At 67.9% G+C, this 18,617-nt stretch carries 21 protein-coding genes; 7 read left to right on the forward strand and 14 right to left on the reverse strand.

The annotated features are described in order from the left end of the window. Position 1 precedes the first annotated feature (1 nt). The 4 genes from MOX01_RS09615 to MOX01_RS09630 all read right to left on the reverse strand — a co-directional run bounded on the left by MOX01_RS09615 (position 2) and on the right by MOX01_RS09630 (position 4,084). A complete protein-coding gene (locus MOX01_RS09615; protein ID WP_141369426.1) occupies positions 2-1,318 on the reverse strand; it encodes an acyltransferase family protein in 1,317 nt (438 codons plus the stop codon). Positions 1,319-1,431: 113 nt separating this feature from the next. After that, positions 1,432-2,103 carry a response regulator gene (locus tag MOX01_RS09620; protein WP_141369428.1) on the reverse strand — a complete coding sequence of 224 codons (672 nt, stop codon included), beginning with the start codon at positions 2,101-2,103 and terminating at the stop codon, positions 1,432-1,434. After that, positions 2,100-3,461, reverse strand: coding sequence for a sensor histidine kinase (locus tag MOX01_RS09625; RefSeq protein ID WP_141369430.1), 1,362 nt, complete (start codon positions 3,459-3,461; stop codon positions 2,100-2,102). The genes MOX01_RS09620 and MOX01_RS09625 overlap by 4 nt, the downstream gene beginning before the upstream one ends. Before the next feature lie 5 nt (positions 3,462-3,466). Beyond that, complete coding sequence (locus MOX01_RS09630; RefSeq protein WP_141369432.1) at positions 3,467-4,084, reverse strand: DedA family protein; 618 nt, start codon at positions 4,082-4,084, stop codon at positions 3,467-3,469. A gap of 163 nt (positions 4,085-4,247) precedes the next feature. Here MOX01_RS09630 and abc-f point away from each other — a divergent pair, with 163 nt between their 5' ends. The 3 genes from abc-f to MOX01_RS09645 all read left to right on the forward strand — a co-directional run bounded on the left by abc-f (position 4,248) and on the right by MOX01_RS09645 (position 6,987). Further along, positions 4,248-5,846, forward strand: a complete 1,599-nt coding sequence (abc-f, locus tag MOX01_RS09635) for a ribosomal protection-like ABC-F family protein (protein ID WP_017202270.1) — start codon at positions 4,248-4,250, stop codon at positions 5,844-5,846. 89 nt (positions 5,847-5,935) lie between these two features. Next, entirely contained in the window at positions 5,936-6,553 is a 618-nt protein-coding gene (locus tag MOX01_RS09640; RefSeq protein ID WP_141369434.1) for a pyridoxine/pyridoxamine 5'-phosphate oxidase, read from the forward strand. Then, the gene (locus tag MOX01_RS09645) at positions 6,550-6,987 is read left to right on the forward strand and encodes a cupin domain-containing protein (protein WP_046749139.1); all 438 of its coding nucleotides are present in this window, start codon (positions 6,550-6,552) and stop codon (positions 6,985-6,987) included. Before MOX01_RS09640 ends, MOX01_RS09645 begins: the two co-directional genes overlap by 4 nt. Positions 6,988-7,003: 16 nt before the next feature. Here MOX01_RS09645 and MOX01_RS09650 read toward each other — a convergent pair whose 3' ends face one another. From MOX01_RS09650 to MOX01_RS09665, 4 genes are read right to left on the reverse strand one after another with little or no spacing between them, the layout of a single operon-like run. Beyond that, on the reverse strand, positions 7,004-7,816 hold the full coding sequence (locus MOX01_RS09650; protein WP_046749138.1) for an SURF1 family cytochrome oxidase biogenesis protein: 813 nt from the start codon (positions 7,814-7,816) through the stop codon (positions 7,004-7,006). Beyond that, positions 7,813-8,007, reverse strand: coding sequence for a hypothetical protein (locus MOX01_RS09655; protein ID WP_046749137.1), 195 nt, complete (start codon positions 8,005-8,007; stop codon positions 7,813-7,815). The genes MOX01_RS09650 and MOX01_RS09655 overlap by 4 nt, the downstream gene beginning before the upstream one ends. Beyond that, positions 8,004-8,351: a DUF3099 domain-containing protein gene (locus MOX01_RS09660; protein ID WP_058633205.1), complete on the reverse strand. Its 348-nt coding sequence runs from the start codon at positions 8,349-8,351 to the stop codon at positions 8,004-8,006. Before MOX01_RS09660 ends, MOX01_RS09655 begins: the two co-directional genes overlap by 4 nt. A 55-nt stretch (positions 8,352-8,406) precedes the next feature. Then, on the reverse strand, positions 8,407-9,018 hold the full coding sequence (locus MOX01_RS09665; RefSeq protein ID WP_141369436.1) for a DUF4190 domain-containing protein: 612 nt from the start codon (positions 9,016-9,018) through the stop codon (positions 8,407-8,409). A 155-nt stretch (positions 9,019-9,173) separates the two neighbouring features. On the opposite strand from MOX01_RS09665, the gene MOX01_RS09670 reads away from it, so the two are divergent. Next, a complete protein-coding gene (locus MOX01_RS09670; protein WP_046749399.1) occupies positions 9,174-9,884 on the forward strand; it encodes a beta-ketoacyl-ACP reductase in 711 nt (236 codons plus the stop codon). Positions 9,885-9,899: 15 nt separating this feature from the next. On the opposite strand, the gene MOX01_RS09675 is transcribed toward MOX01_RS09670, so the two are convergent. From MOX01_RS09675 to MOX01_RS09685, 3 genes are read right to left on the reverse strand one after another with little or no spacing between them, the layout of a single operon-like run. Further along, positions 9,900-10,595, reverse strand: coding sequence for an alpha/beta fold hydrolase (locus MOX01_RS09675; RefSeq protein WP_061015389.1), 696 nt, complete (start codon positions 10,593-10,595; stop codon positions 9,900-9,902). 46 nt (positions 10,596-10,641) lie between these two features. After that, positions 10,642-11,277 (reverse strand): phosphoserine phosphatase SerB, encoded by a 636-nt coding sequence (gene serB, locus MOX01_RS09680; protein WP_046749133.1) that lies wholly within the window; start codon positions 11,275-11,277, stop codon positions 10,642-10,644. A gap of 48 nt (positions 11,278-11,325) precedes the next feature. Continuing rightward, a complete protein-coding gene (locus MOX01_RS09685) occupies positions 11,326-12,567 on the reverse strand; it encodes a glucose-1-phosphate adenylyltransferase (protein ID WP_141369438.1) in 1,242 nt (413 codons plus the stop codon). Between the two features lie 46 nt (positions 12,568-12,613). Here MOX01_RS09685 and glgA point away from each other — a divergent pair, with 46 nt between their 5' ends. From glgA to MOX01_RS09700, 3 genes are all read left to right on the forward strand, one after another. Beyond that, complete coding sequence (gene glgA, locus MOX01_RS09690) at positions 12,614-13,798, forward strand: glycogen synthase (protein WP_058631864.1); 1,185 nt, start codon at positions 12,614-12,616, stop codon at positions 13,796-13,798. Positions 13,799-13,816: 18 nt separating this feature from the next. Continuing rightward, on the forward strand, positions 13,817-14,602 hold the full coding sequence (locus MOX01_RS09695) for an ABC transporter ATP-binding protein (RefSeq protein ID WP_141369440.1): 786 nt from the start codon (positions 13,817-13,819) through the stop codon (positions 14,600-14,602). A gap of 91 nt (positions 14,603-14,693) precedes the next feature. Further along, positions 14,694-14,951 (forward strand): type B 50S ribosomal protein L31, encoded by a 258-nt coding sequence (locus MOX01_RS09700; RefSeq protein WP_021200734.1) that lies wholly within the window; start codon positions 14,694-14,696, stop codon positions 14,949-14,951. 68 nt (positions 14,952-15,019) lie between these two features. Here MOX01_RS09700 and MOX01_RS09705 read toward each other — a convergent pair whose 3' ends face one another. From MOX01_RS09705 to MOX01_RS09715, 3 genes are read right to left on the reverse strand one after another with little or no spacing between them, the layout of a single operon-like run. Then, positions 15,020-15,304 (reverse strand): hypothetical protein, encoded by a 285-nt coding sequence (locus MOX01_RS09705; protein ID WP_230977901.1) that lies wholly within the window; start codon positions 15,302-15,304, stop codon positions 15,020-15,022. A gap of 55 nt (positions 15,305-15,359) precedes the next feature. Then, positions 15,360-16,607 (reverse strand): alpha/beta fold hydrolase, encoded by a 1,248-nt coding sequence (locus MOX01_RS09710; protein ID WP_170224187.1) that lies wholly within the window; start codon positions 16,605-16,607, stop codon positions 15,360-15,362. Positions 16,608-16,609: 2 nt separating this feature from the next. Then, the gene (locus MOX01_RS09715; RefSeq protein ID WP_058631868.1) at positions 16,610-18,613 is read right to left on the reverse strand and encodes a DUF262 domain-containing protein; all 2,004 of its coding nucleotides are present in this window, start codon (positions 18,611-18,613) and stop codon (positions 16,610-16,612) included. Positions 18,614-18,617 lie beyond the last annotated feature (4 nt).

Here is an 18,617-nt window from a genome sequence, read left to right on the forward strand (position 1 = left end):
CTCACACGAGGGCCGGCGCGACGGGGACCGTCGACGGTCGCTGCCTTGCGGTCCGTGGCGTCGGGAGCGAAGCCAGCCGCAGAGAACCAGCGATCAGCGCGAGTGCGATCAGGGCGGTTGCGACGGACGTACCGAGGACCAGCAGCAGGACGATCCCGACCAGGGCGCTGAGAGCGCTGGCGACGATGCGACCGAGCGAAGACGCGGCGGCGGGTGCGGCCTGCGATTCGAACCGCGTGAACGCGACGGCGACGACGGCCGTGAGAGCGAGCGCCGTCGCGAGCCACAGCGGGCGTCCCGACCACCACGCCGCGCTGTCCAGTGCCGGGAGCGAGGCGCCGGTCAGGAGCGCAAAGGCGGCGGTCGAGCCCGCCATGAGCAGCAGCACGGGCATGTGCCAGAGGTAGATCGTCATGGTCCGCACCGTCACGAAGGCGGTGAACGCGGCCACGTGCGGCTGTCGGCTGAATCGCTCGAGACGCTCGCGGTGCAGGGAGAGCAGGCTCGTGTGCGCGACCCCCACGAGGAGGAGGGCGGCCGTCGGCGGATTGATGTTCGCGATGAGGTCGGCGGAGTAGACGCCGACGGCGAAGGTCATGATGAGCGCGAGGACGGCCGCGAGGCCCGCAACGATGCGGATCCGTCGGCTGAGGCGCTCGATGCGTCCATCGGCGAGGAAGAAGCCGAGCTGTTGGAGGGCCATCCACACGAAGGCGAGGTTCAGGAAGCCCAGGCCCTCGACGCCGGAGACTCCGCGGAGGACGTCGATCGCGATCGCGGCAGCGGCAAGGGCGGCGATCGTCCACAGCGGCGCACGCCGGTGAGCGGCGGCGAAGAGGGGGAGAAGCGCCTGGCAGAGGAGGAAGACCCCGAGGAACCAGAGCGGCTGGCCATAACGGAACCCGGCCGTCGCGATGAGGTCGGCGGGAACGCCGAAGATCGTGAGCAGAGCGAGCGCGAGCCCGACGACCGCGATCGTCAGGATCGCCGGGCGCAACAGTCGGTGAACGCGGCCGGCGACGAATCCGACCGCCGTGCCGCCGCGCTGCCGCATGCGCTGATGCGCGAGGAATCCGGAGAATCCACCGATCACGAAGAACAGCGGCATCACCTGCAGGAGCCAGCTCAGCGGAGCGATCCACGCGGTGCCGTCGCTGGCGTTCTCGAAGATCGGACCGGAATCGCCGACCGTGACGCCCACCATGATCGCGTGCAGCAACACGACCCCGAGCACGCAGAGAGCCCGCAGGAAGTCGATGCCCGTATCGCGGGATGTGCGCAGCCCGGCGGCGACGGGCGGTGTCTGGACGATGGCCATGAGTCCTCCTCGGAAGCGATGTTCCAGGAGACTATGGACGTGGTGCGGGCGGAGACATCACCCTCGGGTCCCGTCGTACCCCCTACGACGGGATGAGTCGCGGCGATGCGTCGTCAGGACGAAGGCTCGACGAGCCCGGTGTCGTACGCCAGGATCACGGCGTGCACGCGGTCACGGAGGTTCAGCTTGGCGAGCACCTTGCCCACATGTGTCTTGACGGTCTGCTCGGCGATGAACAGCTCGGCGGCGATCTCGGTGTTGGAGCGGCCTCGACCGATGAGCACGAGGACTTCCCGTTCGCGGTCGGTGAGGTCGGCGAGCGCCGTCGCTGCGCGTGGAGTCCGGGGTCGGCGTCCGGCGAACTGCTCGATCATGCGTCGTGTCACGCTGGGAGCGAGGAGAGCATCACCGCCGGCGACGACGCGCACGGCGTGCACGAGCTCCTCCGGCAGCGCATCCTTCAGCAGGAAACCGCTGGCACCGGCCTCGAGCGCGTCGTACACGTAGTCATCGATGTCGAACGTCGTGAGCATGATGATCCGGGGGATATGCGCCGCGGGGTACGAAGGCCCGAGGATGCGACGAGTGGCTTCGATGCCGTCCAGTTCCGGCATCCGCACGTCCATGAGGATCACGTCGGGGTCGAGGCGCGCCGCGAGCGTGACCGCCTCCGCACCGTCGGCCGCTTGGCCGGCCACCCTGATGCCGTCGTGGGCGTCGAGGAGCGCCCCGAAGCCGGCACGGACCATGGCCTGGTCATCGGCGATGAGCACGTTGATCGTCACGAGCGTTCCTTGTTGTGAGGGGCGGTGTTGTGAGGGGCGGTGTTGTGAGGGGCGGTATCGCGAAGGGCGGTGTCGCGAGGGGTGGCACCGAGAGGAGTGGCAGATGAAGGGAGGTCGGCCGGTGAGGGATCATTCGGGCTGTCCGGACTGACCGGGAGGACGGCCTCGACCTCCCAGCCCCCGTCGGTCGAGGGGCCGGCGGAGAGGCTCCCACCGAGGAGTTCCGCGCGTTCCCGCATGCCGCGCAGACCGTATCCGCCCACGTGACCGTCCGGAAGGCGGGGCGGGGCGGTGTTGTGCACCACGATCCGGATCGATCGGGACTCGGCGCGCACGCGCACGGCGATCTGTGCCCCAGGGGCGTGACGGACGGCGTTGCTCAGAGCTTCTTGGACGATACGGAAGGCGGCGATCTGGACGGCGGGTGTCGCCGCCGTAGCGGCGTCCCCACCCTCCAGGACGAGTCCGACCTCGACGCCGGCGCGGCGGATGCTGTCGACCAGGGAGGGGATGTCGTCGATGCCCTGCTGCGGGGCGAGCTCGGCACTCTGATCCTCGGTGCGCAGCACGCCGAGCATGCGCCGCATCTCGGCGAGCGAACTCCGTGCGGTCGCGGCGATGTCCTCGAACTCCGCGACGGCCACGTCATCCAGGTCGGGGATGCGGTACTTCGCGGTCGAGGCCTGCACCTGGATCACCGACATGCTGTGTGCCACGACGTCGTGCAGCTCGCGAGCGATCCTCGTGCGCTCTTCCACGAGTGCGCGTCTGGCCTCCTCGAGTGCGCTGTGCTCCCTCTCCCGTGAAAGCTCGGCCGCCACCCTGACGCGTCCGGCGATCAGCGAAGCGATCAGGAACATGGCCGAGGCGAGGGAGGTCGTCACGATGAGGTCGGCCGTGGCGCTGGCGGACGATTCCGGCACGGCCACCATGTCGGGGCGGAGCATCGGCGAGACGAGCGAGGCGATGGCCCCGAGGATGAGAGCGAACGCGCCGAGCCGTGCACCGTGGAGGAATGTGACGACTCCGACGAACAGGATGAATGTCAGCAGCGCAGGGACCGACCAGGGCCATGGGGACGCGATCGCGAGCTCGGGAACGACGGTGAGTGGGAGAGCGAGCGCCCCGGCCGTGAAGAGGCCGACGGCCCAGCGAGGATGAGAGATCGCCAGCAGCGGGGAGACGCACAGAGCCGCTCCGAGGATGAACGACAACGGGACGGGTGTGCCGTACAGGACGCTCTGCAGCGAGACGAGCACCGTGAACAGCGCCACCACTGCCGTGCACAGTGCCACGAAGGCGGCGGTGCGACGGCTGATGCGTGTTCGGCGAGGTGAACGCTCGCGGCGGCGTGCCATGGCTCTCATCCTGCCAGTTGCGGCGCCGCGGCACGGCGGCGGCGAACGGCGGCGATCCGATCGATCACCAGACCGATGAGCAGCGCGATGACGATGCCGAGCCCCGCGCTGAGCAGAGGCTGGTCCTTGATCCAGGCGCCCGCGAGCAGACCGATGACGAGGCTGAACACGCTCCAACTGATTCCGGCGATCAGGCTCAACGGGAGGAACCGGCGCCAAGGGAAATCGAGAGCCCCGGCCGACATGTTGACCGCCACCCTTCCGACGGGGATGTATCTGGCACCGAGGATGAGCGTGGCGCTGCGGCGATCGAGTGCGTGTTGGGCATGCGCGAACGCTGCGGCGACGCGCGGTCGGCGCATCCACGCGAAGCGGGTGGCGCCCAGCCCTCGTCCGATCAGGAACGCGACGTTGTCACCGATCGCCGCACCGATGGCAGCCACTGCCCCGAGAAGAAGGAGATTCCCCTCTCCCGTCGAGGCGGCCACGGCGGCTGCGGCCACGAGCACGGTCTCGCTGGGCACCGGGGGGAAGAAGCCGTCGACGATGGTGACGGCGAACAGCACCAGGTACAGCCAGGGTGAGGCGATCGCCTGCATGATCAGGTCGTTGAGGATGTCCACTCCGGCACGGTATTCGGGGAGTGGGAGGGGCGGCATCCCACCGGAGTATCGGCGTGCTCACTCTCCAGGTTGATCTTGCTGACCGCGACTCTCGGCGACGCGGCTTATACTGGGAGGCTGGCCGATCGGCCGAACACCCTCCCCGAAAGAACGGACGTCCGCTGTGCTTGCCGTGCACGACCTCGAGATCCGCGTTGGCGCGCGCCTGCTGATGGAGAACGTCTCGTTCCGCGTCGCCGACGGAGACAAGATCGGACTCGTCGGCCGCAACGGGGCCGGGAAGACCACGCTCACCAAGGTGCTCGCCGGCGATGTGCTGCCGTCCGGCGGAAGCGTGACCCGCTCCGGCGAACTGGGCTACCTTCCGCAGGACCCGCGTTCGGGCAACCCCGAAGACCTCGCGCGCACGCGCATCCTCGACGCCCGTGGGCTCGGTCAGCTCAACCTCGGGATGACGGAGGCGGCCCTCGCGATGGGGTCGGACGACCCCGCAGTGGCCGACAAGGCAATGAAGCGCTACGCCCGCCTCACCGAGCAGTTCGAGGCCCAGGGCGGCTATGCGGCGGAGGCGGAGGCGGCGTCGATCGCCAACAACCTCTCGCTCCCCGACCGCATCCTCGACCAGCCGCTGTCGACCCTCTCCGGTGGACAGCGTCGCCGCATCGAGCTCGCGCGCATCCTCTTCTCCGACGCGCAGACGATGATCCTCGACGAGCCGACCAACCACCTCGATGCCGACAGCGTGGTGTGGCTGCGCGAGTTCCTCAAGGGCTACAAGGGCGGGCTGATCGTGATCAGCCACGATGTCGAGCTCGTCGGTGAGACGGTCAACCGCGTGTTCTACCTCGACGCGAACCGTCAGGTCATCGACACGTACAACATGAACTGGAAGAACTACCTGCGTCAGCGGGTGGCCGATGAGGAGCGCCGCAAGAAGGAGCGCGCGAACGCCGAGAAGAAGGCCACGACCCTGCAGCTGCAGGCGGCCCGCTTCGGTGCGAAGGCCTCGAAGGCCGCTGCGGCGCATCAGATGATCGCGCGTGCGGAGAAGCTGCTGGCGGGGCTCGACGAGGTGCGTCAGGAAGACCGGGTCGCGAAGCTGCGCTTCCCGAAGCCGGCACCCTGCGGCAAGACCCCGATGATGGCGTCCGGCCTCTCGAAGTCGTACGGGTCGCTCGAGATCTTCACCGATGTCGACCTGGCGATCGATCGCGGCTCCAAGGTCGTCGTCCTCGGGCTCAACGGTGCGGGCAAGACCACGTTGCTGAGGATGCTCGCCGGCGTCGATCAGCCCGACACCGGGCAGCTCGAGCCGGGACACGGGCTCAAGGTCGGCTACTACGCCCAGGAGCACGAGAACCTCGACGTGAACCGCTCGGTGCTCGAGAACATGGTCTCGGCCGCTCCGCACATCACCGAGACCGAGGCGCGCAAGGTGCTCGGGTCGTTCCTGTTCACAGGCGACGATGTGCTCAAGCCTGCAGGAGTCCTGTCGGGTGGGGAGAAGACGCGTCTGTCGCTCGCGACGCTCGTCGTGTCGTCGGCGAACCTGCTGCTGCTCGATGAGCCGACCAACAACCTCGATCCGGCCTCTCGTGAAGAGATCCTCGGTGCGCTCGCACACTACGAAGGTGCGGTCGTGCTCGTGTCCCACGATCCGGGGGCGGTGCAGTCGCTCAATCCCGAGCGTGTGCTGATCCTGCCCGACGGCGTCGAGGACATCTGGAGCCAGGAGTACCAGGACCTCATCGAGCTCGCCTGACGTCGGAGTCGCCTCCCGACCGAAGCGGGTGCTGCCCGAGCGCGCGCTCCGATTCTTAGGCGGCTGAGGTACGTGGCATAGTCGAGAACATGCCGACGGACTCCCGATCGCCCGACACCGGGAGCTGGCTGCGTGCACAAGCGGCGCTCACCGGCGTCGCGCCAGCACTCGATGTCACAGGACTTCCCGTCGACCCGGTTCCGCTCTTCCTGGACTGGATCCGACATGCGGCTTCCGTCGGAGTCGCCGAACCCCATGCGGCGACCCTGGCGACGGTCGACGGAGACGGCATACCGGATGCTCGGACGTTGATCCTCAAGAACGTCGATGAGCGAGGGTGGGCCTTCGCCGGTGCGCGTTCGTCTCGCAAAGGGTCGCAGCTCGCGAGCACCCCTGCCGGAGCGCTGAACTTCTGGTGGCAGCCGCTGGCGCGAGCCGTCCGTGTACGTGGACGGGTTCAGGAGGCCGGCGAGGGCGAGAGCGCAGCCGATCTCGCGGCGCGGTCTGCGGCGGCCAGGGCGGGCATCGCGCCGGGGGACTGGGCCCTGTGGAGGCTCGTGCCGACCCGCGTCGAGTTCTGGCAAGGGGCGGCCGACCGTGATCACACGCGGATCGTGTATCGGCGAACGGATGCGGCGTGGGATCTCACGGTGACAGGGGCCGCGGCCATGACAGGGACAACGGCCGGACAGGAAGAGCACGCATGAGCGGCTATCAGGTGGTGGAGATCGGAGCGCTCGAGGAATGGCGAGCGCATCACGGCGGCTTCGACGCCGCGCGTTCGCGGGACGGGCGTCGTGTCGTGGATCACGAACTGACGATGCAGTACATCGGGATGACCGCGAATGCCCTGCAGCCGGGGGAGGAAGCCGGCTACTGGCACGTACACCGGAAGATCGAAGAGGTGTACGTGTTCCTTCATGGGCGAGGGCAGATGGGTCTCGACGACGATGTGGTGGAAGTCGGGCCGGGGACCGTGGTCCGTGTGGGGCAAGGGGTCGCTCGCACGTGGCGGGCTCGTCCGGACAGTCCCGGTGAACTGCGGTGGCTCTGTCTTCGCGCGGGTGGGGAGGCGCTTCCACACCTTCCCGACGACAGCTCGCGGCTGCCGGAGCGTCCCATGCCGTGGTCCGTGGAGTGACTGCGGCGGACCGCGCTCAGCGCACGTCGAGCAGCTCGTCCTCCACGTCGGCGTCATGGTCCTTGCGGCGGCTGACCTTGACCGGAGACGGCACGCCTTCGACCTCTTCGCGGTGTTTCACGATCTCCGTCCGGATGATGTAGCCGATGAAGATGAAGCCCATCAGCGCGAACAGGATCCACTGGATCGCGTAAGACAGGTGCGGGCCGGGGTCGTCGGTGGGGGAGTCGAATCCCCCGAGGGTGCCTTCGCCCGCGGGGCTTTCGCTGATGACGCGGCCGTAGGCGCCCGTGATCACATCGCCGTCGACGAGCTTCGCGATGGCCGGGAGATTGATGGTCGGCACCTGACCTTCGGGGGCGCCACGGCCCGAAGCAGGAAGCTGCTCGCCCGGGCGCAGACGCACGGTGACTTCGGCTTCGCCCTCGGGCGGCGCAGGCACGGAATCCGGAGCGTCGCCGTCGCCCGGAGGTACCCAGCCCCGATCGACGATGAAAACGCGGCCGTCGGCGTCGCGGAACGGAACCAGCACCTCGAAGGCGCTGGTTCCTCCGTGCGGGCGGTTTCTCACCAGCAGCTGTTCGTCGGCCAGATACTCGCCCTGCAGGGTCACCGGGCGCCACTCATCCGAGGGGTCGAGCGCGCCGTCCTCCCCGACGAGGTCTGCCAGGGGGACAGGCTCGGCGTCGTAGTTCTGCTCGACGAGCTCGATCTGGGCGGCTCTCGTCTCGTTCCGCTCGAACTGCCAGTTCGACAGGAAGACGCACGCGATCGCGAATCCGATGGCGATCAGCACGTAGACGCCCCACCGGAGCAGTCGCTGACTCATGCGGGAGCCCCGTCACGAACGGTCACCGGGAAGTCCCGCGCCGCGAGGTAGTCGCGGAGGTAGTCCACGTGCTCGTCGCAGGCGAGCCAGATCTTCTCCCGGTCGGCGGCGTGGATGCGGGGGTTGCGCCATACGACCTGTCTGGTCGCCGCGCTCCGGCAGCCGGCGCGCGAGCATTCGAGCTCTGTCATCGGTCCTTCGGGCCTTCGTGGATCGTGAACACCTGCGGGCCGGTCGTCTCATTCGCGATCGGAGCGGGCCCGGGAGCCTCCAGCTCCTGTCGCGGCGACTCGGCTGTCATCTCGGTGCTGTCGCTGCCCGCGTTGGCGAACACCACGGCGATGTACGGGAGCACGGCCGCGCTGATCCCGAAGACCCAGGTGTACCATCCGTACGGCTGCACCAGCACCATCAGGGCGAAGCAGGCTATGCGGATGGACATCGTGAGCACGTAACGACGCACACGGTGGTCACCCTCATCCTGCGGAGACTGCGGCAGGGAGGTGACGGCCGGGATTTGACGCGCGTTCTTCACGATGCCTCAAGCCTACGCCGGTGCGGACCTCCCGGCGTGCCGCTTCTGCCGCAGATCAGCGCGAGAAGATGAACGGCAGGCTGAACGCTCCGACGAACAGGAAGCTGATGATGATGCTGATGAGCGTGAAGGCGCCGATGGCGATCATCGCATAGCCGAGGATCAGGCCCGCGATGGCCATTCCTCGTCCTCCGACGCTCGGATCGCTCTTGGTCTGCTTGAGCGCCATGTGACCGGTGATGACCGCGGCGATGGAGGCGAGGATCGGGAGGATCGCCCAGATGAGGACGACACCGGCGATGCCGCACACCAGGGAGGTGACGGCGAGTCCGCTCGTGGGACGCGGTGGAGCAAGCGGGTACGTCGGTGTCCCATAGGCTCCGTAAGGGGTCGCGGTCCCGTGATTCGGCTGCACCGGCCATACCTGCGGGGCCGGGGCGGCATACGCAGCAGTGGACCCGGGGTACGCCTGGCCGGGCTGAGGGGGCTGGACGGTCTGCGGAGACTGGACGGTCTGCGGAGACTGGGCGGTCTGCGGGGGCTGGGGCGGGTACGGCGCGGTCGGATACGCAGGCAGAGCGGGGGCGGCCTGCGGGGCGCTCGGCGGGGCCGGTGGTACCGGCGCGAACGGCGCGTCGCCTGCCGGAGGAGGAGGATTGTCGCTCACGATGTTGCCCTTTCGTCTCGATCAGGGTTCCAGCAGCGCCCGCCTGTGTCAACGTCGCGATGAGGGTGCGCGCGGCGTCGTCGCTCGGAGCATCGTCGGTAGGATCGATGACGGTCCGAGACCTCGGACCGCAGGTCCAGAGCAGGAGTGTCCTCATGAGCGCTGAGCGCGTCGTCCTCGTCACCGGCGGAAACCGCGGTATCGGCCGTGCCATCGCGGAGCGCTTCGTGCGGGACGGATACCGTGTCGCGGTCACCGCGCGCAGCGGCGAAGGACCAGAGGGAACCCTCACCGTGCGGGCGGATGTCACGGATGCCACCGCGCTCGACGCCGCGTTCACGGAGGTGGAGCAGCAGCTCGGCCCGGTGGAGATCGTCGTCGCGAACGCCGGGATCACCAAGGACACCCTCCTCATGCGCATGAGCGAAGACGACTTCGACAGCGTGGTGGCGACGAACCTCGGCGGCACGTTCCGCGTGGTGAAGCGCGCCTCGAAGGGCATGCTGCGCGCACGATTCGGTCGTATCATCCTGATCTCGAGCGTCGTCGGTCTGTACGGTTCCGCCGGCCAGGCGAACTACTCGGCGTCGAAGAGCGCGCTCGTCGGCTTCGCCCGCTCGATCACGCGTGAACTCGGTGCGCGCGGTATCACCGCCAACGTCGTCGCTCCGGGGTTCATCGAGACCGACATGACCGCGGAGCTCCCCGAGGAGACGCAGAAGCAGTACAAGGCGAGCATCCCCGCCGCGCGGTTCGCGACCCCCGACGAGGTGGCGGGCGTGGTGACATGGCTCGCCGGTGACGATGCCGGTTACATCTCGGGCGCGGTCATCCCGGTCGACGGTGGACTCGGGATGGGCCACTGATCCGGACCGGGGTTTTCACCTCGCGATCGAGGCGGTGAGCAGTTCTCCGAGCCGTTCCGGCATGGAGAACTGCGGCCAGTGCCCGGAACCGATGCGAACGACCTCGGCATCGTCGATCGCACGGAACTCGTCGGCATACTCGCCCCACTGGGCGATCATCTTCTCGAACGCGGACTGATCCACGCCACCCATGAGCAGGGTCGCCGGCACGCGATACCGTGCCGGGTCACGCAGGACGATGCCGTCGGTCGGCACCCTCGCGGGCACGCTCCGGGTGAGCGGTGTCGTGCGCACACGGGTCGCCTCGTCGAGATCGTGCACGTCCTCCTCGGGGAAGAAGTCCCACCCCGGGAAGGGGACCACGCCGTCGACGAGCTCGAACTCGCTGATGCCGCTTCCCGTCGGCGGGGGTGCCGTGTCGACGAAGATGACGCGGCCGACGCGCTCGGGGCGCGCATCGACGACACCCCATGCGACGTTTCCTCCGCCGCTGTGACCGACGACGACGACCTCACCGGGAAGCGCATCGACCGCCGCGACCGCGGCATCGATCCAGTCCGAGATGCCGACCTCGGACGACGCCGACGCCGGTTCGCCGAGGCCGGGCATGGTGAGGGGATGAGCGCGGTGCCCCGCCGCTTCCAAAGAGGGGATGACGTCTTCCCAACTGGACGCATCGAGCCAGAGCCCGGGGATGAGGATGATGTCCATGCGTCGACGCTAGCGGCGGCGTCGGACAACCTCCAGAGGGATCCGTCTACGGAAGCAGAGCGATGACTTCGGAGAGGTCCTGCGGGCCGATCACGAGCGCGGCGGTCTGCCGTACGGTGGGCTTCGCATTGAAGGCGATGCCGAGCCCCGCCACCGCCATCATGGGCAGGTCATTGGCGCCGTCCCCGATGGCGATCGTGGCGCGCGGACCTACGCCGAGTTCTGCAGCCCACTCCTGAAGGGACGCCGCCTTCGCGGCTCCGTCGACGATGTCGCCCTCGACAAGGCCGGAGAGGACGCCGTCCACGACATCCAGGCGGTTCGCTCGCCAGCGATCGACGCCGAGTTCCGGCGCCACCGCGTCGAGGATCTCGTGGAAGCCGCCGGAGACGACCCCGACGACACCGCCGCGATCGTGGACTGCCGCCGTGAGCTCGCGGACTCCGGGGGTGGGCTCTATCCGCGCGCGGACGCGCTCGAACGCCGATACGGGCACTCCCTGTAGGGCCGCGACCCGGGAGCGCAGGCTCGTCGCGAAGTCCACTTCGCCGCGCATCGCCGCCTCGGTCGCCGCCTGAACCTCGGCGCGACGGCCTGCTTCGTCGGCGAGGAGTTCGATCACCTCGTTGCGGATGAGGGTGGAATCAGCATCGAGGACGACGAGGAATCGCGCAGCGGTCACCCGTCGAGCCTAGCGACCGCCCGGACCGCCTGAGCGCCGCATGACGCGTCAGCGTTCGATGAAGACGCCCTTGCCCACGACGGTGATGCCGGACTCGGTGACGGTGAAGCCACGGGCCAGGTCGCGCTCACGGTCGACCCCGACCGTCGCGCCATCGGCCAGGACGACGTTCTTGTCGAGGATGGCGCGGTGGATGCGCGCACCCTGCCCGACCTGCACGTGATCGAACACGACCGAGTCCGTGATGGTCGATCCGCCCCCCGCCAGAGTCCATGGACCGACCACGCTGCGTTCCAGGTGCGTGCCCGACAGCACCGATCCGAGGGAGACGATCGAGTCGATCGCGTTGCCGATGCGACCGACGGAGTCCCTGACGAACTTCGCCGGCGGAGAGTTCACCGCCTGCGAGTGGATCGGCCATTCCATGTTGTACAGGTTGAAGATCGGCAGTGTCGAGATGAGGTCCCTGTGCGCATCGAAGAAGGAGTCGATGGTTCCCACGTCTCGCCAGTACGAGCGGTCGCGCGGCGAGGACCCCGGAACCTCGTTCTGCTTCATGTCGTAGTAGCCCGCTTCGCCGCGCTCGACGAAGTACGGGACGATGTCGCCGCCCATGTCGTGACCTGACACGGGCGACTCCCCGTCTGCTTCGACGGCGGAGATCAGTGCATCAGCGTCGAAGATGTAGTTGCCCATCGAGGCGAGCACCTCGTTCGGCGAATCCTCGAGCCCTGCGATGTCGGTCGGCTTCTCCAGGAACTGCTTGATCCGGCCCGACTCCGCGTCGGCATCGATCACGCCGAACTGCGACGCGAGCGCGAGCGGCTGGCGGATCCCCGCGACCGTGGCCTTGGCGCCCGACTCGATGTGCGCCTCGAGCATCTGCCGGAAGTCCATCCGGTAGACGTGATCCGCACCGATCACGACGACGATGTCGGGCTTCTCGTCGTTGATGAGGTTCATGCTCTGCAGGATCGCGTCGGCGGAGCCGGAGAACCATCGCTTGCCGAGGCGCTGCTGGGCGGGCACCGAGGCGACGTACGAGTCGAGGAGAGCCGACATGCGCCAGGTCTGGGAGATGTGCCGGTCGAGGCTGTGCGACTTGTACTGCGTCAGCACGACGATCTGTCGGAGGCCCGAGTTGATGAGGTTGGAGATGGCGAAGTCGATGAGCCGGTACTGTCCGCCGAACGGCACTGCGGGTTTCGCTCTATCGGCCGTGAGGGGCATGAGGCGCTTGCCCTCGCCGCCGGCGAGGATGATCCCGAAGACCTTCTTTGGAGCGGACATGGCTCCACCATAGATGCCATCCTCCTCGCTGTACTAGCGTTCAGACATGCGAGTTGAAATGATCACGAAGGAGTACCCGCCGGAGGTCTACGGCGGTGCCGGCGTGCACGTCGCCGAGCTCGTGGCAGCGCTCCGACGGCACCTCGACGTCCAGGTCCGCGCGTTCGGGTCACCGCGCGATGAGGCGGGTACCTTCGCCTATCGCACGCCGACGGAACTCGCCGGAGCCAACGCCGCGTTGCAGACGCTCGGCACGGATCTGGAGATCGTGTCGGCCATCGCCGACGCCGACATCGTGCACAGTCACACCTGGTACGCGAACTTCGCCGGTCACCTCGCCTCACAGCTGCACGGCATCCCTCACGTCCTGACGGCGCACAGCCTCGAGCCCCTTCGGCCGTGGAAGGCCGAGCAGCTGGGCGGTGGCTATGCGGTGTCGAGCGGGATCGAGCGACTGGCGTACGAGAACGCGGCCGCCGTGATCGCGGTGAGCGCCGGGATGCGCGCCGACATCCTGCGCAGCTACCCGCAGGTGGACCCGGCGAGGGTGCGGGTGATCCACAACGGGATCGACGTCGACCGGTGGCGTCCGGTGCACGACGAAGCCTTCCTGCGATCGATCGGGATGGACGCCGCTCGTCCGTCCGTCGTCTTCGTCGGCCGCATCACGAGGCAGAAGGGGCTGCCGTATCTGCTGCAGGCGGCGCGGCTCCTCCCTCCCGAGGTGCAGCTCGTCCTCTGCGCGGGTGCTCCGGACACTCCGGAGATCATGGCCGAAGTCCAGGAGGGTGTGCGCCTGCTCCAGCAGGAGCGGGACGGCGTCATCTGGGTCGAGCGCATGCTTCCCCGCGACGAGCTCTCGGCGATTCTCACGGCCGCGACGACGTTCGTCTGCCCTTCCATCTACGAGCCGCTGGGGATCGTGAACCTCGAGGCGATGGCCTGTGGTGCGGCGGTCGTCGGGACGGCGACCGGCGGTATCCCCGAGGTCGTTGCCGACGGCGTGACCGGTCGCCTCGTGCCGATCGAGCAGGCGCAGGACGGAACGGGCACGCCGGTCGACCCGGAGCGCTATGTGGCCGACCTCGCAGCCGTGCTCACCGAGGTCGCGATGGACCCGGACCGCGCACGTACGTACGGCGAGGCCGGGCGCGAGAGGGCGCGCAACGAGTTCAGCTGGGCGGCGATCGCCGAGACGACGCGCGCGCTCTACGCGGAGCTGACCGCCTGAGCCGATAGGCTGGGGGGCATGCCGAGCGCTCTGGAATTCACCGACGTCGTCGTGCGCCGTGAGGGGCGCAACATCATCGATCACGTGGACTGGCGGGTCGACGACGACCAGCGATGGGTGATCCTGGGCCCGAACGGTGCGGGCAAGACGACCCTGCTCCAGCTGGCCGACACGCTCATTCATCCGACGGCCGGAACGGTGACCGTGCTGGGGGAGACCCTCGGCAGGACCGACGTGTTCGAGGTTCGGCCGCGCATCGGCTTCGCGTCGTCGGCGATGGCCAAGCGCGTGCCGCGAGACGAGACCGTGCTCAACACCGTGCTCACCGCCGCATACTCCGTGCTCGGTCGCTGGAACGAGAACTACGAGGACATCGACGAGCGTCGCGCGCTCCGCGTCCTCGGTGACTGGCGTCTCGACCACCTCGCCGACCGGACGTTCGGTACGCTCAGCGACGGCGAGCAGAAGCGGGTCCAGATCGCGCGTGCCGTGATGACCGACCCTGAGCTCCTGCTGCTCGACGAGCCGACGGCTTCCCTCGACCTCGGCTCCCGTGAGGAGCTCCTCGCGCTCCTCAGCGGATACGCGTCGTCTCCGACCACGCCGGCCATGCTTATGGTGACGCACCACGTCGAGGAGATCCCGGTAGGGTTCACCCACGTGCTGCTGATCCGTGACGGCTCCGTCGTCGCGGCGGGCCCGATCGCCGACACGCTCACAGCGGAGACGCTCACCGACACGTTCGGGATGCCGATCGTGCTCAGCAGCGAAGACGGACGCTACGCCGCGCGCGCGGCGTCCTGATCAGGGTCTGATAGAATCGACCCTTGGTGCTCTCTGCACCGCAGACTTCCCTCGTCCCTGGCACAATCCAGGGCAGCAACTAAGGAATCCCATGAAGACTGACATTCACCCCGAGTACAAGGCTGTCGTGTTCCGCGACCTGGGTTCGGGCGAGACGTTCCTCACCCGTTCGACCGTCTCGAGCGACAAGACCATCGAGCTCGACGGCGTGGAGTACCCCGTCATCGACGTCGAGATCTCCTCGGCTTCGCACCCGTTCTACACGGGAAAGCAGCGCATCATGGACTCGGCCGGCCGCGTCGAGAAGTTCAACCAGCGCTTCAAGGGCTTCGGCGGCTCGTCCAAGTAACGACTGCCGCACGGAAGGCCCCATGCTCCTCGGAGCGTGGGGCCTTCTTCGTACTCAGATGCTCGTGCTCAGATGTCGATGACGATAAGGCCGTCGTCGATAGAGCTCGGAGGATCGCCCGGAGAGGGCGCGGGGGCTGTGCGCTGTGTCTGGCGATCGCGCTCCTGTGCCGCCTCGTGCGCGGTGGGAGACCAAACGCTGTCGAACACGCCGACGAGGCCGCCGTTCGCGACACGCTCGTACTTCTTCTCCACCGGCTTGCGCGAGAACGTGTGCATCATTCCGAAGATCAGCAGGGCAGGACCCACGGCGAGGATCAAGACCACCGTCGTCCACGCCATCGCATCCTTCACGACTACAGGATAGGCAGGTCGGCGAGAAAGGACATCCTCCTCTCGGCGGATGCCGTCAGCGGATGCGTCGGCCGTGGGCGAGGTCGATCAGGCGGGAGAGCACGGGGCCGGAACGCAGGCCGTTGTGCTCATGCTCGCTCGTCTGCCAGAGCTGTACGCCGGGCAGGAGCTTCGCCGTCTCGATGGAGAACTCGTACGGCACGTAGACATCGTTGACGTAGACCGCGGCCGCGCCGGTGGCCCCCGATGCGACGATCGCTGAGGCGTCGTAGATCTGCGGCCACTCGAATTCTGCGAGCTCGAGGGCGACATCACGCCACGGCTGGAAGGCCGGCACCGACTCGGTCCACTCACGGCGGATGTGCTCGCCCGTGAACAGCGTCGGGTCGTCGCGGAAGTCCGTGGGCTCGGTGCGCTCGGCCGACCACCGAGTGGCGTGACCGTCGGCGTAGCTCGACTCGTGGAAGGTGAAGTACAGCGGGTTGCGGCCGTCATAGGGCATCGCGTGCATCAGGTCGTATCGGAAGGCGTTGGAGGCGGGATCGCGCTCCAGGAGCGACCAGACGGTCTGCCATCCGTCGTCGGTGCCGAGTGCGGATCCCATCGACCGCAGGCGCGAGCGTGAGACGACCTCTCCGTCGGGGAGGACGATGTCGCCCGCGTCCGCGAGATCGACGAGCCTTCGCATCGCGTCGCGGTGCTCGGGGAAACGGCGGTAGTAGCGTTCGGAGGCATCCCGCATCTTGTCGTAGCAGAGAGCGTAGACATCGTCGGGGTGACGCCCCACCGCGCTGAGCCCGCCGGTGATGAAGACGTCGTCGAGGGATCCGGCATCGGTGGAGAGATACGCGAGGGTCGTGAAGCCACCGAAGGACTGTCCGAGCACGCTCCAGGTGGTGGCTCCCAGGTGCTCGCGCAGAGCCTCGCAGTCGCGCACGATCGCGTCGGCCCGCAGATGGGTCAGATGCTCGGCGACCGCTGCCGAACCGCGTTCGAGGTCGAGATCGCCGACCGGGGTCGAACGTCCGGTGCCTCTCTGGTCGAGAAGCACCAGACGGTAGTGGGCGAGCGCTTCGTCGAGCCAGGCAGGCGACGTCGAGGAGTGGAAGGGGCGCGGCGCTTCGTGGCCGGGTCCGCCCTGTAGGAACACCAGGTAGGGAAGGGCCTCACCGCCCTCGCGAGCGACCACGCGCGCGAAGACGTCGATGGTTCGATGGTCCATGGGGTCGCCCCATACCAGCGGGACGGTGAGAGTGTGCTCTTCGACGGTGAGGTCCTGCAGCTTGCGCACGATGGTGCTCATGTTCACATCACATTCCCGATGTAGGAGTACTTGACGAAGACCTCCGAGGCGATGCCCGACTCCTCGAGCACACCCTGCACAGCGGTCATCATGTAGTTGGAATCCCAGCCCATGTAGAGGAAGTGCCCCTCGCCGAGCTCATCCCACTGACCCTTCCAGGCCATGTCCTGATAGATGGGCCCTCCGTGTGCGGCACAGTAGGCGAGGGCTGCGTCTCTCGTGTCGGTCCAGGCGCGGCGGAAGACCCGGTTGAAGAGGTACTTCACGTCCGGCACCTCCCAGCGCTCGCCTCGATACTCGACGTAGTCGAACTCCCGCTCCCATCCGGTCGGCCACCCGCGGCGGCGCACGGCATCCAGGATCGGGGTCAGTCCGTCGTCGTCGATCTCGGGGAGGGCGGGTCGCGCCCAGATGCGGATCAGGTCGGAGGTGAGCGCGACGGTGCGGCGTGTGATCGCTGCGGTGTTCCACGAGTCGACGTCGGCCAGCTCTCGCGTCGCCGGCACCGCGCTGCGTGCGTACGCGTCCGAGCGCTTGACAGGGAACGAGGCGCCGAACACGCGCTCAGCGAGGTGCTCCTCGAGCAGGGTGAGGTTGCCGAGGGTCGGGGCGAGCGCGCGATGGCTGTTCTGCTCGTCCTCGGAGTACTCGCTCCACTGGCGCGTACCGTCGCCGGACCACGCGTCGCCCGGCACGGTCGGGACGATGTGCTCGATGTCGTAGGCGTCGAGGTCTTCCACGCCTTCCAACCGTCCGAGCACGTAGGCAGGGTGGGGGAGTTCGCTGTACTTCAGCACCGCGCTCACCCGCTCGTCCGACGGGGTGATGCGAGCGAACGCCCGCGCGAGCGCATCCCTGCCGTCACGGCGGGCCCGGCACAGTCTCGCGACGAGTCGTTCGGCCGGCAGGTTCACCAGCGCACGGCGCAGGTACAGGGCTTGCAGCCACTCCAGGGTCTCGATGAACTCGTCGCGGTCGATGACCCCGCGGACGTGGTCGCTGTACGCGCTCATCACGAGAGGGTACGAGGAACGACCGAAGGTGTTGACGTGACGCAGCTGCTGCGCGATCCCGGGGTCCTGCTCCTGCGACGGGTCGAGCAGGATGCCGTAGATCTCCGCGTAGTGTCGCCACTGCGCCGCGTGGGCCTGCAGGTGGGCGACGTCGACGCGGGGGAACGACTGCCGGAAGGCGCTGTAGACCCCGTGCTCCCCGTTTGCGGCGACCTCGCGGCCGGTGACGAACACGAGGTAGTGCCGCCAGAAGGCGCCGATCGCCTCACCGGTGTGCCGTTCGATCGGCAGCCAGAAACGTGTCTCGACGTCGATCTGCTCGGCGTGACTGAGTCCCATGAGGATGTAGTTGTGGATGAGCTCGTGGTCACGCAGCGGTTCGCCTGTCGAGTTCAGGCTCTCGAAGATCTGCTGGGCGTTGGCGCGAGCGCCGAGGGTGATCGACACATGCTCGAGCTTCTGCAGCCCTCGCCAGATGGTGGGTACCTCGTCGACATGGATCTGACTGCGGAAGAAGGCGTAGTTGTCGTCGAAGCGGGACTCGCGATCGGCATCGCCGCGTCGATCCAACACGACCGATTCGTACAGGTCAGCCCAGGCGTCGTGCGGGCGCAGCTTCGTGCGACCGGGGGAGTCGGAGCGGACGAGCACGCGTTCGAGATCGGCCGCCAGTGAGGGGTCGGTGTCGCGGATGGAGTGATGCAGCGCAGCGACGAGCAGCATCAGCGTGGTGATGCGCTGCTGGCCGTCGATGAGGATGAGGTCGGCATCGGAGGAGACGTTGTCCTGCGCGGAGAGGATCGAACCGATGAAGTGACGGTGGGCGTCGTCTTCGCCTGCCACGGCGCGGATGTCGGAGAGCAGCCGCTCGCAGCCGCCGATGTCCCATCGGTACTGCCGCTGATACACGGGGACCACGATGGTGGTGCCGCCCGCCGCGAGCCACTCGATCGTGTTGACTGCTGTCGCCTCGACGTTGGTCGCGGTGCTCATGCTG

Origin of the sequence: Microbacterium oxydans (genome assembly GCF_006540085.1) — a bacterium.
In the GTDB taxonomy this organism is placed as follows: domain Bacteria; phylum Actinomycetota; class Actinomycetes; order Actinomycetales; family Microbacteriaceae; genus Microbacterium; species Microbacterium oxydans.